Genomic DNA, 13667 nt, shown 5'->3' on the forward strand with positions numbered 1-13667 from the left:
CGGTGAAACAGGGTTCGCAGGGCGGTCTGTGGTTCTCACTCGTGAACCCTCGGTCTCATCTTCCCCATGGAGCACGACGGGAGCGTACGACATATCCCGCCATTGCGTGTGTGAAGCGACCGAAGTGCAATCATGGCGGGGTGGAACAGGTGGAACTGCGGTTCGGCGAGGACTCCCGGTTCGCCCAGACGCACACGAATCTCTCCGCGGTCAGGTGGGAGCCGTCGGGACTGTGGGTGGCCGGCGACGAGACCGCCACCGTCGAGCGGCTCACCTGGACCGGCGACCACTTCGGCGACGAGCGCTCCTTCTTCCTGGCCGACTACGTGGACCTGCCCGCCGGACGCTTCGACGAGGCCGACATCGAGGGCCTGGCCAGGACCGACGGCCATCTGTGGGCGGTCGGCTCGCACAGCCTCAAGCGCCGCAAGGCCAAGCCGGGCAGCCCGGAGAAGTCGATCAGGCGGCTGGGCACGGTCGTCCGCGAGGAGAACCGGTTCATCCTGGTCCGCCTGCCGCTGGACGCGACCGGCGAGCGTCCGCTGCCCGGCGCGATCCTGTCCGGCGAGCGCAACGTCGCCGCCATGCTGTCCGGCGACCGCCATCTGGCGCCGTTCCTGGCGCTGCCGGGCAAGGACAACGGGCTCGACATCGAGGGCATCGCGGTCGTGGGCGAGCGGGTCTACCTGGGGCTGCGCGGGCCGGTGCTGCGCGGCTGGGCGGTGGTGCTGGAGATCCGTCCCGTGGACGACGGCGGCGGCCGGTTACGGCTCGACGGGCCGTACCGCAAGCACTTCCTCGACCTCGGCGGGCTGGGCGTGCGGGACATGTGCCCGCACGGCGGCGACCTGCTGCTGCTCACCGGGCCCACGATGAGCCTGGACGGCCCGGTCCGGGTCGTGCGCTGGCGGGAGCGGCAGGGCGGCGGGCTGGTGCCCGCGCACGACCTGGAAACGGTCCTGGAGCTGCCCTACGGCGTCGGCGACGACCATCCGGAGGGCCTGGCCGTGCTGCCCGACGGCCGGCTCATGGTCGTCTACGACAGCCCGTCGCCCGCCCGGATCACCCCGGCGGGCGGCGTGCTGGCCGACGTCTTCACGATCTAGCGACCCGTCCCAGGAGCCAGGGCGCCTCGGCGACGAACGTGCACGAACCCGGCTCGATCTCGGTGAACCCGGCGTCGCGCACCACGGGCAGCCCGGCGGCCACCTTGGCGTCGAAGTCGTCGCTGCCGGGCGCGGCGCGCACGGAGACGGCCAGGCCGTCCGCCCGCCAGGCGGCCCGCTCGGCCTCGTCACTGGCCCACCAGGCGAGCTGCGCGGCATGCCCGGCCTGGGCCATGGCCTTGCCCGCCGACATGGTCAGCACGGGGTTCTCCCACAGGACCGGCGGGCCGGCGGGCGGGTCGCCGGGCTCGGCGGCGTCGCTCAGCTCCGTGCCGCCCACCTGGAGCCGGGCCAGGTCCTTGGGCCAGGCGTCGAGCGGGACGGGCGGGTGCACCCGCACCTCCGCCGTGCGGTGCTCGACCGTGCGGCCGGGGAGCGCGGCGGCCCTGCGCCACTCGGCGCCCCTGGCGCGCCGCACCACCTTGCGGATCTTGCCGGTGGACTGCCAGGCGTGCAGCTCGGCGGCCCACTCCCCCGGGTCGTCCAGCAGGCTCAGCACGGCCATGGCGGCGGCCTCCAGCGCGTCGGTGCGCTCGGGGGGAGCGGCCCTCTCGATCCTGACCACGAGGGGGAGGACCATCAGTTCGGTCTCGTTCATCACCGTCTAGCATGCCGGATGGCCAGGGACATTCCCGCGGCCAGGAGGCAGAGGGCGCCGGCGGCGTACCAGGCCAGGTCGTAGGCGCCGAGGTGGTCGCGGGTCAGGCCGGCGCCCACGGCGGCGACGGCGGCGCCCACCTGGTGCGAGGCGAACACCCAGCCGAACACGACCGCGCCGTCCTGGCCGTAGATCTGGCGGCACAGGGCGACGGTCGGGGGCACGGTGGCCACCCAGTCCAGGCCGTAGAACACGATGAAGATCAGCATGCTGGGCTCGGTGGTGGCCGCGAACAGGCCGGGCAGCAGCATCAGCGACAGGCCGCGCAGGCCGTAGTAGACGCCGAGCAGCAGCTTGGGGTTGACCTTGTCGCTGAGCCAGCCGGAGGCGACCGTCCCGGCGATGTCGAAGATCCCGATGATCGCGAGCAGGCCGGCGGCGACCGGCTCGGCCATGCCGTGGTCGTGCGCGGCGGGGATGAAGTGCGTGCCGACCAGGCCGTTCGTGCTCATGCCGCAGATCGCGAAGCCGCCGGCGAGGAACCAGAAGGGCCGCGTGCGCGCGGCCGAGCGCAGCACCGTCAGCGCCCGCGCCGCCGCGTTCCCGCCGGCCGGCCGGGTCCGTACGGCGCCCGCCTCGGCGCCGAGCGCCGTCGTGCCCACCTCCTCGGGGTGGTCGCGCAGCAACCACCAGACGAACGGCACCACCGCGAGCGCGGCGCCCGCCACCGTCAGGGAGGCCACCCGCCAGCCCGGTCCCTCGGCGAGCCAGGCCAGCACGGGCAGGAAGATGAGCTGCCCCGTCGCGCCCGCCGCGGTCAGGATGCCGGTGACCAGCCCCCGGTGCCGGACGAACCAGCGGTCGGTCACCGTGGCGGCGAACACCAGCGCCATCGACCCGGTGCCGAGCCCGATGAACACGCCCCAGAACAGCAGCAGGTGCCAGCTCGCCGTCATGACCACGGTGAGCCCGCTGCCCACCGCGACCAGCAGCAGGGCCAGCGACACCACGCGGCGCATGCCGAAGCGGTCCATCAGCGCGGCGGCGAAGGGCGCGGTCATCCCGTAGAGCACCAGGTTGATCGACACGGCCAGCGAGATCGTGCCCGTGCTCCAGCCGAACTCGTCGTGCAGCGGGGTGATCAGCACGCCGGGGGTGGCGCGGAAGCCGGCCGCGCCGAGGATGGCCACGAAGGCCACGGCCGCGACCCACCAGGCGCGGTGGATCCGGCGGGTCCGCGTGGGGGCGGGGGTGGTGCTCAACGTCATGCGCCAATCCTGATTCATCGCATTTTGACGGCGCGAGTGGCCCGAAAGCCAATATGTGCAAGAATCGGGCCATGGCCCATCGTGTCGCGGTCGTCGTGCTGAACCACTTCGCCCCGCTCGACCTCGGCGTGCCCGGCCAGGTCTTCGAGTCGGCCGAGACGCCGGACGGCGAGAAGCTCTACGAGGTCGTGACCTGCTCTCCCGACCGCGAGCCGGTCCGCTGCACGGCCGGTTACACCGTGCTGCCCGACCACGACCTCGACGTGCTGGACACGGCCGACACGGTGCTGGTCCCCGGCATCCACGCGGGACGGGCGATGAAGGACGGCACGATCACCGCCACCCTGCGCGCGGCCCTGCAAAACCGGCCGCGGGTCATGTCGATCTGCACGGGCGCGTTCGTGCTGGCCGCGGCGGGCCTGCTGGACGGCCGTCCGGCCACCACGCACTGGCGCGAGGCGGCCCGGTTCGCCGCCCTGTTCCCCCAGGTCAAGCTGGACCCCGACGTGCTCTTCGTGGACGACGGCGACGTGCTGACCTCGGCCGGCGTCGCGGCGGGCCTCGACCTGTGCCTGTACGTGATCAAGCGCGACCACGGCACCGAGGTGGCCAACCGGACCGCCCGCCGCTGCGTGATGCCGCCCTGGCGGGACGGCGGCCAGGCGCAGTACATCGAGCGCCCCCTGCCGCACGACGGCGCCGGCGGCACCGCCGCGACCCGCGACTGGATGCTGGCCCACCTCGACGCCCCGCTCGACCTGGCCGTGCTGGCCGCCCACGCCAGGATGAGCGTGCGCACCTTCACCAGGCGCTTTCGCGAGGAGACCGGGATGAGCCCCGCCAAATGGCTGTCCGGCCACCGCGTCCGCCACGCCAGGCGGCTGCTGGAGACCACCGACCTCGGCGTGGAGGAGGTGGCCAGGCGCTCCGGCTTCGGCACGGCGGTCTCGCTCCGGCAGCACCTGCACGCGGCCGTCGGCGTCGCGCCGCTGACCTACCGGCACACCTTCCGCAGCTCCTGAGAGCCCCTACTCGAACAGGTCGGGCTGCTCGCGCACGATCTGGTCGTGCAGCGGCTGGTAGTTGATCCAGCCGACCAGGTCGTTGCCGATCTGCTGGTGGGTGAGCGCGGCGTTGTCGGGCTCGATGGGCACGACCTGCCCGGCGGCCTTGGCCAGGAGCTGCACCTGGGCCGAGCGTTCCATGGTGATGAACCACCAGGCGGCCGCGTCGACCGTGTCGCCGACGGTCAGCAGACCGTGGTTGCGCAGCACGAGGGCCTTGTTGCCGCCCAGCGTCGCGGCGATGCGCTTGCCCTCCTCCAGGTCGGTCACGACGCCCGTGTAGTCGTCGAACAGCGCGTTGTCCTGGTAGAAGGCGCAGGCGTCCTGGGTGATGGGCTCGATGGTCTGGCCGAGCGCCGACAGGGCGCGGCCGTGGATCGAGTGGCTGTGGGCGGCCGCGACGACGTCGGGACGGGCCTGGTGCACCTGCGAGTGGATGGCGAAGGCGGCCTCGTTGACGTGGTAGCGGCCCTCGACGACCTGGCCCTCGTGGTTGACCAGGATGAGGTCGCTGACCCTGACGTGCTTGAACGACATGCCGAACGGGTTGACCCAGAAGTGGTCGCTCAGCTCGGGGTCGCGGGCGGTGATGTGCCCGGCCACGCCCTCCTCGAACCCGAACCTGCCGAAGATGCGCAGCGCCGCCGCGAGGCGTTCCTTGCGGTGCCGCCGCTCCTCCTCGATCGTCTCGAACGTCGGCGGCAGGCGGAAGATGAGGTTGTCCGGCATGGCTCTCCTCGTGCACAGAATGTTGTTCTGACCGCAGACTAACGCCTGAACGGCACGCCCGCCGTCCGCGACCTGGCCAGGATCACCAGGGCCTCGCCGAGCAGGCCGACGCCGATCGACAGCGGGATCGAGCGAACCTCCTCGTGCATGCCGGTGGCCAGCGCCAGCGCGCCCACGCCGAAGCTGATCGCGAACGTCACGACCCACACGACCAGCGTCCGCCAGGTGTAGCGCTGCCAGAGCACGCCCTCCCTGGGGAAGACCTGCGTGGTGGCCGCGCGCAGGGCGCCGAAGGCGACGCCGATCAGGGCGGTGACCGCCAGCCACATGATGTCGAGCGCGGTGGGGCGCAGGTCGAGCAGGCCGTGGAGGCCGATGCCGATGAGGATGACCGGCGGCGCGTACACGTCCTTGGCGACGAGCGGCTGGCCGATCATGCGCCGGGCCACGGAGTAGACGACGAGTGCGGCGATTAGTAGCACGTCCATGCTAAATAAATTAGCAGGGCCGTGCTATAAAGGACAACATGCCGAAAGTCGTGGATCCCGAGGCCCGCCGCGACGAGGTGGCCGACGCCGTGTTCCGGGTCGTGCGCCGCGCCGGGTTCGAGCAGGCGTCGCTGCGGAACGTGGCGGAGGAGGCCGGGCTCGCCATCGGCTCGGTCCGCCACTACTTCGCCGGGCACACCGAGCTGATGACCTTCGCGATGCGCGCCTCGATCGAGCGGATCAGCGCGCGTCTGGAGGAACGCGTCGGCCCGCTGCTCGCCGCGCGGAACGGCGAGGAGCGGGCCGAGCTGGTGGAGCAGATGTTGTCGGAGCTGCTGCCCCTGGACGAGCCGCGGCTGGAGGAGGCGGCGGTCTGGCTGGCCTTCACGACGGCCGCGCGCACCCGGCCGGAGCTGCGGCCGCAGGCCCGCGAGGCGTACGACGGCATGCGCCGCCTGGTCGGCCGGATCATCGAGGGCATCGCCGCGCACGGCCGCCTGGACGCCGACGTCGAGGTGGAGACCGAACGGCTGTGCGCGCTGATCGACGGGCTCACGGTCGAGGGCGTGCTGCACCCCGAGCGGATGACGCCCGGCCTGATGCGCCGCTGTCTACGCCGCCACCTCGACACCCTTGCCGAACCAGGTCTCTAGCGCCCGCGTCAGCGTCTCGTCCGGCGTGCCCGCCCAGGCCACGTAGCCGTCGGGGCGGACCAGCACGGCCTCGGCCGGGCACGACGGCACGGTGACCGTCTCGACCCGCTCGTGCCGCACACGCAGCTCGCCGGTGCGGTCGAGCAGCAGCGGACGGGCCCGGGAGGCGGGCTCGGCGGGCAGATCGGCCAGGAACCGGCCGGCGAGGGGATGCCCGCTGCCGGGCGTCGGGTAGGGCAGGTCGGAGCCCGCCATGAGCGCCGCGACGCGCCGCCGGTTGGCGTCGTCGTCCAGCAGCTCGGCGAACAGCGTGCGCAGGGCGGTCACGTCGGGGCCCGGCGCGGCCAGGGCGAGCTGGGCGCTGGAGTGCAGGGCCACCCGCTCGGCGGCGGGCCTGCGCTCGGCGTCGTAGGTGTCGAGCAGCCCCTCGGGCGCCCAGCCCTGGAGCTCGGCGGCCAGCTTCCAGGCCAGGTTGGCGGCGTCCTGGAGGCCGAGGTTGAGCCCGGGGGCGCCCATGGCCGAGTGCACGTGGGCGGCGTCGCCGGCCACCAGGACGCGGCCCGCCCGGTAGCGGTCGGCCACCCGGGTCTCGCGGCCGTTCAGCCGCCGGAGCAGGTGGGGGCCCTCGCCGGTGGGCGGGGCGAGCGGCAGGTCGGCCCCGAGCACGCGGGCCAGGCTCGCGCGCAGCTCGCCGATCGTCATCGGCACGTCGTCGCCGGGGACCTCGCCGCCCCACTCCATCGCGGTGACCGAGAGCTCGCCCGGCCCCGTGGGCAGCATCGCGTACGCGCCGCGCTCGGTCCGGTGCCAGGTGTAGAGCACGAACGTGCCGTGGCCGGGCACCTCCATCTCGGCCGTGCCGGGCCGCACGACCGCCCCCGGCACGGTGACGTGTGCCGTGCGGCTGACGACGTCGGGCGCGCTCACCCCCGGGAAGCCGATGCCGGCCCGCTTCCTGACCAGGCTGTGGGCGCCGTCGCAGCCCACCAGGTAGCGCGTCCGCAGCTCGAAGGGGCCTTCGGGGCCCGTCACCGCGAGCGTGACGCCCTCGGCGTCCTGCTCGAAGCCGGTCAGCTCGTGGCCGCGCCGGATCTGCCCGCCCAGCTCGGCGGCCCGCCGCTCGAACAGCTCCTCCAGCTCCGGCTGCCGGACGGGCAGCGCCCGCAGCGGGTTGCCGTCGAGCCCGGCCAGGTCGAGCGGCATGGCGCCGAAGACGAACGCGGGCACCGGCGCGGGCGCCGCGGCGAGCCCGCGCTGGTGCAGCAGGCCGACGACCTGGCCGATGATGCCGTTGGCCTTGGGCCGGCCGCTGCGGGCGGGCAGGCGTTCGAGCACGACGGGCTGGACTCCGGCCAGGCTGAGCTCGCAGGCCAGCATCAGGCCGTTGGGTCCGGCGCCGGCGATGACGACGTCCGCGACCGCGGCGTCTGTCGAGGTCATGGGGTCTCTCCTTCGGTTCTGGGGTGGGGGGCGGGCAGCCCCGCGGCCAGGCGGTGCAGCGCCTCGCGCAGCACCGGCACCAGCGGGACGGGCGGGTCGGAGCGCAGCCAGTGGCCGACGGCCACCTGCACGGCGGCGCTCACCGTGGCCGCCACCAGGTGCGGGTAGAGGTCTTCGTCCGGGTCGGTGCCCGTGCGCTCGGCCACGGCCGCGGCCAGCTCGCCGTCGGCCGCGAACTGCGCCTTCAGCGCCTCGGCGCGCAACGCCGGCTCCTCGGCCAGCAGCCTGGTGAGGGCCAGCCGGTCGGCGTCGGGCGGCCCCGGGCTGGTCAAGGCGTGTTCCCAGGGCTCGGCGACGGCCGCGATCAGCGCCTCCCACAGCGGCTCGGCCGCCGGGCGGGCGCGCAGGACGGCCACCGTCCGCCGGACGCGGTCGGTGTGGCGGGCGGCGAGGGCCTCGTACTTGCTGGAGAAGTAGTTGTTGAACGTGCGCGGCGACACGCCGACCAGCTCGGCGACGTCCTCCACCCGGACGTTCTCCAGCCCCCGCTCCAGGGCCAGCCGGAGCGCCGCGTCCATCAGCGCCTCGCGGGTCGCCTGCTTCTTCCGTTCCCTCAATCCGGTCACTCTTTCAGGGTACGCACTTTTTCTGATCACGCAAACTTTCTGAACAAGCAAATATTTACCTAACGGCCGTACGATCGAGCAGGCGTTAGATTGGAGAGATGTCCACCACGCTGACCATGGAGTTCGCCGGCACGGTCAGGGCCGACCGCTCCGGGCCCGTCGACCGGCTGCGCGACGCCGCCGCGATGACCGAATGGCTCCGCGAGCACGCGACCGACCTGGACCTGCCGCCCGGCTTCACCGCCACGGAGGAGTTGCGCGAGCAGACCGTACGGCTGCGCCAGGCCGTCCGGGCGCTGCTGGCCAGGGCGATCGCCCCGGAGCCGCCGAGCGCCGCGGACGCGGCCACCCTGCCCGGTTTCGCCGAGTCGCTGGCCCTGGTCAACGCCACCGCCCTGGCCGCGCCCACGGCCCCGCAACTGTCGTGGACCGGCGAGCCGGCGCTGACCATGGCCCCCGCGACCAAGGCGAACCCGTCCACGCGCCTGCGGGGACGGCTCGCCGTCGCGGCCGTGGAGTTCCTGGCCGGCCCCGACCGCGTCCTGCTCCGCACCTGCGGGGCCCCGCGCTGCGTGCTCTATTTCGTCAAGGAGCACCCGCGCCAGGAGTGGTGCTCACCGGCGTGCGGCAACCGCGCGCGGGCGGCGCGCCACTACCGGGAACACAAGAAATAGCCCTCTCTAACGCCAACGACCCACTTTTGCCGTTATAGTGATTTCTAACGGCCAAGCAGTCGTGCAACCGTTAGACGAGGAGAGTCGTATGTCATTCCGGACCGGGCACGTCGGGCTCAACGTCACCGACCTCGACAGGTCGAAGGAGTTCTACGGCCGCGTCTTCGGCTTCACCGTCGCCCACGAGTCCGCCGAGGACGGCCGCCGCTACGCCCTCCTCGCCCAGGACGGCAAGCTGGTCGTCACGCTCTGGCAGCAGAGCGACGGCCGCTTCCCCACCGCCCTGCCCGGCCTGCACCACCTGTCCTTCCAGGTCGAGGACCTCGACGCGGTGCGCAGGGCCGAGCAGGTCATCAGGGAGATCGGCGCGAAGCTGCACCACGACGGCGTGGTCCCGCACGGCGAGGGCGCCTCCTCCGGCGGCGTGTTCTTCGAGGACCCCGACGGCATCCGGCTGGAGATCTCCGCCCCCGGCGCCGCGGGCGACCGTCCCGCTCCCACGGCCGGCGCTCCCACCTGCGGGTTCTTCTAAATGAGACATCCGGGGGAGATCGCCGTCCAGGCCCGCGCCGGGGTGCGGACGCCGGGCGCGCTCGGCAGCTCGCGCACCCGTCCCGAGATCCCCGAGGTGGCCGCCGCGTTCCTGCGGGCCCAGCATCTGCTGGTCGCGGGCGCGGCCGACGACCTCGGCCAGGTGTGGGCCGACGTGCTGACCGGGCAGCCGGGGTTCGCCGACGCCGACGACGACCGCACGATCACCGTCCGCGCCCTGCCCGCGGCGCCGCTGCGCGGCCTGTTCACGGCGGAACGCGACATCGGGCTGCTGGCCATCGAGCCGCGCACCCGGCGCCGGATGCGCGTGAACGGCACCGCCGTCCAGGCGGGCGGCGGCCTGGTGATCTGGACGGAGCAGGTGTACTCCAACTGCCCCAAGTACATCCAGGTCCGCGAGCCCACCGCCGCGCCCGGCGTCCCGGAGGTCATCGGCGGCGGGACGCGGCTCGCGCCGGGCCACGTCGAATGGATCGAGCGGGCCGACACGTTCTTCATCGCCACCCGCGCCGCGGGGCTGGGGGCCGACGTCTCCCATCGGGGCGGCAACCCGGGGTTCGTCCGGGTGACCGGGCCGGGGTCGCTGGAGTTCCCGGACTACGTCGGCAACTCGATGTACATGACGCTCGGCAACCTGGAGCTCGACCCGGCCGCCGGGCTGCTGTTCGTCGACTGGGACGCCGGCCGGACCCTTCACCTGACCGGCCGGGCGGAGGTGGACTGGGCCGCGGAGCAGCGGTCGGTGCGGTTCGAGCTGACCGCGTACACGGAGGTGGACGGCACGGTCGGGGCGGGCTGGACCCCGCCGGAACTCCACCGCTTCAACCCGCCCGTCACCCGCTGACGACGGGCGGCGGGCTCAGAGGTTCTCGGGCATCGAGGTCATGCCGTTCAGCAGCGGGACGAGCTGTTCCTCCTCGTAGTCCAGGTGGGCCTCCAGCTCGGCGGCCAGCCGGTCGAGCTCGTCGCCCGCGCTCGCGTCCGTGCCGGCCAGGTCGCGGACGCGGGCCACCAGCCGGGCCACCACGCGGTGCTCGGCGCCCAGCCGGGCCAGGACGTCGGCCAGCTCGGGACGCTCGGCGGCCAGGTGCGGGAACAGCACCGCGTCCTCGCCCTCGTGGTGGGCGTGCAGGGCGGCGCAGAAGGCCAGGCAGTGCGTGCGCAGGTCGAACCCCTCGCCGCCGGCCCGCAGGCGTGCCAGCTCCCGCCGGAAGCCGTCGTGCAGCTTGACCAGTTCGTCACCCCACGCGATCAGGCGCTGTTCCGCGCTCATGCCCACGCCACCGCCCTCGCCCGGTGGACGGCCGCGAACACGGCGGCCAGCAGGGCGGCCCCGGCGGCGACGCCGAAGCTCCAGCCCGCTCCTCCGGCGGCCGACACGGCCGCGCCGACGGCTCCGGCCAGGCTGCTGCCCACGACCCTGACCAGCGCGTTCACGCCTCCGGCCGCCGCGGTCTTGGCCGGTTCGACGTGCTCGACGGCCATCGTGCCGAGCGCCGCGTACACCAGGCCGACGCCGAGGCCCAGGACGGCGGCGGCCCCGTACAGGTCGGCTGCGGTGTCGCGGAAGACCACCAGCCACACCGCGGCGGCGGTGACCAGCGCGGAGCCGCCGGAGACCAGCGCCGCGGCCGGGAAGCGCCGCATCAGCGGCCCGGCCAGCATCGAGACGGCGAGCATCAGCACCGTGGTCGGCAGCAGGTACAGCCCCACCTGCAGCACCGAGGCCCCGAGGTTGCCCTGGGCGACCGCCGACAGCGTGGTGATCGCCCCGAACAGCGCGAACCCGATGAGGAACGAGGCCACCGTGGCCCCGACCGTGCCCCGGTGCAGCAGCATGGGGATCTCGATCAGCGGCGCGGCGGTGCGCCGGGCCGTGACCACCCACGCCACCGCGAGCACGACGGCCCCCGCGAGCAGGCCCAACGTCGGCGGCGACGTCCAGCCCCAGGCGCCGCCCTTGCTGATCGCGAGCAGCAGGCAGACCAGCCAGCCGGCGACGAGCACGGCCCCCACCAGGTCGGGACGCCCCGCCCGCCCTGCCGGCACGGCCTCCCGCACCAGCGCCGCCACCAGCACGAAGCTCAGCGCGCCCAGCGCCGCCAGGATCCAGAACATGGCCCGGTGGTCGCCGCCGACCAGCCCGGCCAGGATCATGCCGCCGCCGCTGCCCACGCCGATCGTGGCGCTGAGCACGCCGATCGCCGTGGCCAGCCGGTGCGCGGGGACCGCCTGCCTGGCCAGCCCCATGGCCAGCGGGAGCAGCGCGGCGGACACGCCCTGGAGAACCCGTCCGGCGACGACCGCGCCGAGCGCGCCGGACAGCGCGGCGACCGCCGCACCGGCGACGAGCAGGGCGAGCGCGGACAGGGCGACGGCGCGGCGGCCGTACATGTCGCCGAGCCGGGACAGCAGCGGGATCGCGACCGCGCCGGACAGCAGGCCGGCGGTGAGCGTCCAGGAGACGGAGGTGGGTGAGGCGGCGAACTGCTGCTGGAGCAGCGGGAGCATCGGGACGACGACGGTCATCTGGAGTGACCCGACGGCGACCGCGAACGCCAGGACCACCACCGCCGTCCAGGGAGATGTCTTTTTATACATGTATAGAAAGTAACATGACGGCATGCCCGCACGCACTGGAAGGCCGCCCCGGATCTCGCGGGCGGACATCGTGGCAGCGGCGCACCGGGTCATCGAGGCCGACGGCGTCGGCGGGCTGACCATGCGCAGGCTGGCCAAGGAGGTCGGCAGCACGCCGATGGCGCTCTACCACCACGTCCGCGACAAGGAGGAGCTGCTGCTGCTCCTGCTCGACGAGTACGCGGCCGGCCTGCCGCGCCCCGACCTGCCCGCCGACCCGCGCGAACGGGTGGTCGTGGTGGCCCTGGCCATGCGCGACGCGGTGGCCGGCTGCCCCTGGGCGGTGGACGTGCTGCGCGCCGACGACCTGCTCGCGGTCGGCGCGCTGTGGTATCCGGAGAAGATCATCGACGCGGCCCTCGGCGCGGGCCTGACGGCCGAGCGCGCCGTGCACCTCTACCGGATCATCTGGCACTACACGGCGGGCGAGATCGCCGTCCGCGCGGCGGCCGGGCGCAGGCGCGAGGAGGGCGGGCCGACCTACCGCGACCAGGTCTTCGCCGGCCTCGACCCGGCCGCCCTGCCCCGCCTGGCCGAGCTGGGCGGCCGCTGGGCCGAGCTCACCGCCGAGGACACCTACGAGCTGGGGTTGCGCGCCCTGGTGGACGGCCTGCTCCCCCGCCCCGGCCAGACGGCGACGGGTTGAGTCAGGGGCCGAAGGCGCGGCGGTAGGCGGAGGGCGAGGTGCGCATCGCGCGGGTGAAGTGGTGGCGGAACGTCGCCGGGCTCTCGAACCCGACCGCCGCCCCGATCTCCTCCACCGGCACCGCCGTCGACTCCAGCATCGGCAGGCTCGCCGCCACCCGCTGCGAGATCACCCACCGCAGCGGGCTGGTCCCGGTCTGCCGCTTGAAGTGCCTGATGAACGAGCGTTGCGACATGTGCGCCACCGCGGCCAGGTCCGCCACGCCGATCGGCTCGGCCAGGTGGTCGAGCGCCCACCCCATCGCCCTGGCCACGCCGCCGTCGTCGGCCACGGGCGTGACGGCGGCCTCGATGAACTGGGCCTGACCGCCCTCCCGGTGCGGCGGGACGACCAGGCGGCGGGCGACCGCGTTGGCCACGTTCGGCCCGTGGTCGTTGCGTACCAGGTGGACGAGCAGGTCGAGGCCGGCGGCGCTGCCCGCGCTGGTCAGCACGTCGCAGCCGTCCACGTACAGGACCGAGGGGTTGACGCGGACGGCTGGGAAGCGCCGCTGGAGCAGGTCGGCGTACCTCCAGTGGGTGGTGGCCTCGCGGCCGTCCAGGAGGCCGGCGGCGGCCAGCGCGAACGCGCCGGAGCAGATCGACACCATCCGGGCGCCCCGGCCGTGGGCCAGGCGCAGCGCCTCGACCAGCTCGCCCGAGACCTCGCCCCGGACGTCGGCCACGCCGGGCACGATCACCGTCCCGGCCCCGGCCAGGACGTCGAGCCCGTGCGCGGCCTGCATGGTGAACCCGCCGACCACGCGCAGCGGCTCGGCGGTCTCGGCGCACACCTTGAGGTCGTACCAGGGGACGTCCAGCTCGGGCCGGGGCAGCCCGAAGAACTCCACGACGCACCCCAGCTCGAACGGCGCCATCCCGTCGAAGGCCAGCACGGCGACCGTGGGCAACCGGGCGGGAACCGGCAGCGGAACCGGCGGCGGAACCGGAACCGGCGGCCGGGCGGGGGCCGGAAGCGGGGCGGCGGGGGTCGAGGGCGGTCGGCCGGAGGTCGGAAGCGGCACATACGCATATTAACCGCCCATATCCGGCGCGAGCAGGTTAGCGCTCCGCTCCCTGCGGCA

16 protein-coding genes are annotated in these 13667 nt (G+C 73.8%); 7 read left to right on the top strand and 9 right to left on the bottom strand.

What is annotated here, in order from left to right:
• Positions 1-140 precede the first annotated feature (140 nt).
• The gene (locus ACWEJ6_RS09570) at positions 141-1106 is read left to right on the top strand and encodes a DUF3616 domain-containing protein (RefSeq protein ID WP_452422678.1); all 966 of its coding nucleotides are present in this window, start codon (positions 141-143) and stop codon (positions 1104-1106) included.
• Here ACWEJ6_RS09570 and ACWEJ6_RS09575 read toward each other — a convergent pair.
• Together ACWEJ6_RS09575 and ACWEJ6_RS09580 are read right to left on the bottom strand one after the other, a co-directional pair.
• Positions 1096-1764 (bottom strand): peptidyl-tRNA hydrolase, encoded by a 669-nt coding sequence (locus ACWEJ6_RS09575; protein ID WP_452422680.1) that lies wholly within the window; start codon positions 1762-1764, stop codon positions 1096-1098. The genes ACWEJ6_RS09570 and ACWEJ6_RS09575 overlap by 11 nt on opposite strands.
• A complete protein-coding gene (locus ACWEJ6_RS09580; protein WP_452422682.1) occupies positions 1764-3032 on the bottom strand; it encodes an MFS transporter in 1269 nt (422 codons plus the stop codon). The genes ACWEJ6_RS09575 and ACWEJ6_RS09580 overlap by 1 nt, the downstream gene beginning before the upstream one ends.
• Positions 3033-3103: 71 nt before the next feature.
• Here ACWEJ6_RS09580 and ACWEJ6_RS09585 point away from each other — a divergent pair, with 71 nt between their 5' ends.
• The gene (locus ACWEJ6_RS09585) at positions 3104-4054 is read left to right on the top strand and encodes a GlxA family transcriptional regulator (protein WP_387663476.1); all 951 of its coding nucleotides are present in this window, start codon (positions 3104-3106) and stop codon (positions 4052-4054) included.
• Positions 4055-4060: 6 nt separating this feature from the next.
• On the opposite strand, the gene ACWEJ6_RS09590 is transcribed toward ACWEJ6_RS09585, so the two are convergent.
• Both ACWEJ6_RS09590 and ACWEJ6_RS09595 read right to left on the bottom strand, forming a co-directional pair.
• Positions 4061-4825: a class II aldolase/adducin family protein gene (locus ACWEJ6_RS09590; RefSeq protein WP_352357888.1), complete on the bottom strand. Its 765-nt coding sequence runs from the start codon at positions 4823-4825 to the stop codon at positions 4061-4063.
• 38 nt (positions 4826-4863) lie between these two features.
• Positions 4864-5313: a hypothetical protein gene (locus ACWEJ6_RS09595; RefSeq protein ID WP_452422685.1), complete on the bottom strand. Its 450-nt coding sequence runs from the start codon at positions 5311-5313 to the stop codon at positions 4864-4866.
• Between the two features lie 38 nt (positions 5314-5351).
• On the opposite strand from ACWEJ6_RS09595, the gene ACWEJ6_RS09600 reads away from it, so the two are divergent.
• On the top strand, positions 5352-5966 hold the full coding sequence (locus tag ACWEJ6_RS09600; protein WP_358284086.1) for a TetR/AcrR family transcriptional regulator: 615 nt from the start codon (positions 5352-5354) through the stop codon (positions 5964-5966).
• On the opposite strand, the gene ACWEJ6_RS09605 is transcribed toward ACWEJ6_RS09600, so the two are convergent.
• Positions 5925-7406, bottom strand: coding sequence for an FAD-dependent monooxygenase (locus tag ACWEJ6_RS09605; RefSeq protein ID WP_452422687.1), 1482 nt, complete (start codon positions 7404-7406; stop codon positions 5925-5927). The two genes, ACWEJ6_RS09600 and ACWEJ6_RS09605, sit on opposite strands and share 42 nt — an antisense overlap.
• Positions 7403-8032, bottom strand: a complete 630-nt coding sequence (locus ACWEJ6_RS09610; RefSeq protein ID WP_387663470.1) for a TetR/AcrR family transcriptional regulator — start codon at positions 8030-8032, stop codon at positions 7403-7405. The genes ACWEJ6_RS09605 and ACWEJ6_RS09610 overlap by 4 nt, the downstream gene beginning before the upstream one ends.
• 98 nt (positions 8033-8130) lie before the next feature.
• Here ACWEJ6_RS09610 and ACWEJ6_RS09615 point away from each other — a divergent pair, with 98 nt between their 5' ends.
• From ACWEJ6_RS09615 to ACWEJ6_RS09625, 3 genes are all read left to right on the top strand, one after another.
• The gene (locus ACWEJ6_RS09615; RefSeq protein ID WP_452422689.1) at positions 8131-8706 is read left to right on the top strand and encodes a CGNR zinc finger domain-containing protein; all 576 of its coding nucleotides are present in this window, start codon (positions 8131-8133) and stop codon (positions 8704-8706) included.
• Positions 8707-8794: 88 nt separating this feature from the next.
• On the top strand, positions 8795-9238 hold the full coding sequence (locus ACWEJ6_RS09620; RefSeq protein WP_364329419.1) for a VOC family protein: 444 nt from the start codon (positions 8795-8797) through the stop codon (positions 9236-9238).
• Positions 9239-10102, top strand: coding sequence for a pyridoxamine 5'-phosphate oxidase family protein (locus tag ACWEJ6_RS09625; protein ID WP_452422692.1), 864 nt, complete (start codon positions 9239-9241; stop codon positions 10100-10102).
• A gap of 15 nt (positions 10103-10117) precedes the next feature.
• Here ACWEJ6_RS09625 and ACWEJ6_RS09630 read toward each other — a convergent pair whose 3' ends face one another.
• Both ACWEJ6_RS09630 and ACWEJ6_RS09635 read right to left on the bottom strand, forming a co-directional pair.
• A complete protein-coding gene (locus ACWEJ6_RS09630; protein ID WP_387663465.1) occupies positions 10118-10531 on the bottom strand; it encodes a hemerythrin domain-containing protein in 414 nt (137 codons plus the stop codon).
• Positions 10528-11859, bottom strand: a complete 1332-nt coding sequence (locus ACWEJ6_RS09635; RefSeq protein ID WP_452422694.1) for an MFS transporter — start codon at positions 11857-11859, stop codon at positions 10528-10530. The genes ACWEJ6_RS09630 and ACWEJ6_RS09635 overlap by 4 nt, the downstream gene beginning before the upstream one ends.
• A 22-nt stretch (positions 11860-11881) precedes the next feature.
• Here ACWEJ6_RS09635 and ACWEJ6_RS09640 point away from each other — a divergent pair, with 22 nt between their 5' ends.
• Entirely contained in the window at positions 11882-12544 is a 663-nt protein-coding gene (locus ACWEJ6_RS09640) for a TetR/AcrR family transcriptional regulator (RefSeq protein ID WP_452422696.1), read from the top strand.
• A gap of 1 nt (position 12545) precedes the next feature.
• Here the strand turns inward: ACWEJ6_RS09640 and ACWEJ6_RS09645 are convergent, their stop codons facing one another.
• Positions 12546-13493: a helix-turn-helix domain-containing protein gene (locus ACWEJ6_RS09645; protein WP_452422772.1), complete on the bottom strand. Its 948-nt coding sequence runs from the start codon at positions 13491-13493 to the stop codon at positions 12546-12548.
• Positions 13494-13667 lie beyond the last annotated feature (174 nt).

This window comes from Nonomuraea sp. NPDC004702, assembly GCF_053601695.1.

Bases quoted from the DNA above. Each gene is read 5' to 3' on its own strand.
- ACWEJ6_RS09575 (WP_452422680.1), bottom strand. From the start codon at position 1,764: ATGAACGAGACCGAACTGATGGTCCTCCCCCTCGTGGTCAGGATCGAG.
- ACWEJ6_RS09580 (WP_452422682.1), bottom strand. From the start codon at position 3,032: ATGACGTTGAGCACCACCCCCGCCCCCACGCGGACCCGCCGGATCCAC.
- ACWEJ6_RS09585 (WP_387663476.1), top strand. From the start codon at position 3,104: ATGGCCCATCGTGTCGCGGTCGTCGTGCTGAACCACTTCGCCCCGCTC.
- ACWEJ6_RS09590 (WP_352357888.1), bottom strand. From the start codon at position 4,825: ATGCCGGACAACCTCATCTTCCGCCTGCCGCCGACGTTCGAGACGATC.
- ACWEJ6_RS09595 (WP_452422685.1), bottom strand. From the start codon at position 5,313: ATGGACGTGCTACTAATCGCCGCACTCGTCGTCTACTCCGTGGCCCGG.
- ACWEJ6_RS09600 (WP_358284086.1), top strand. From the start codon at position 5,352: ATGCCGAAAGTCGTGGATCCCGAGGCCCGCCGCGACGAGGTGGCCGAC.
- ACWEJ6_RS09605 (WP_452422687.1), bottom strand. From the start codon at position 7,406: ATGACCTCGACAGACGCCGCGGTCGCGGACGTCGTCATCGCCGGCGCC.
- ACWEJ6_RS09615 (WP_452422689.1), top strand. From the start codon at position 8,131: ATGTCCACCACGCTGACCATGGAGTTCGCCGGCACGGTCAGGGCCGAC.
- ACWEJ6_RS09620 (WP_364329419.1), top strand. From the start codon at position 8,795: ATGTCATTCCGGACCGGGCACGTCGGGCTCAACGTCACCGACCTCGAC.
- ACWEJ6_RS09625 (WP_452422692.1), top strand. From the start codon at position 9,239: ATGAGACATCCGGGGGAGATCGCCGTCCAGGCCCGCGCCGGGGTGCGG.
- ACWEJ6_RS09630 (WP_387663465.1), bottom strand. From the start codon at position 10,531: ATGAGCGCGGAACAGCGCCTGATCGCGTGGGGTGACGAACTGGTCAAG.
- ACWEJ6_RS09635 (WP_452422694.1), bottom strand. From the start codon at position 11,859: ATGTATAAAAAGACATCTCCCTGGACGGCGGTGGTGGTCCTGGCGTTC.
- ACWEJ6_RS09640 (WP_452422696.1), top strand. From the start codon at position 11,882: ATGCCCGCACGCACTGGAAGGCCGCCCCGGATCTCGCGGGCGGACATC.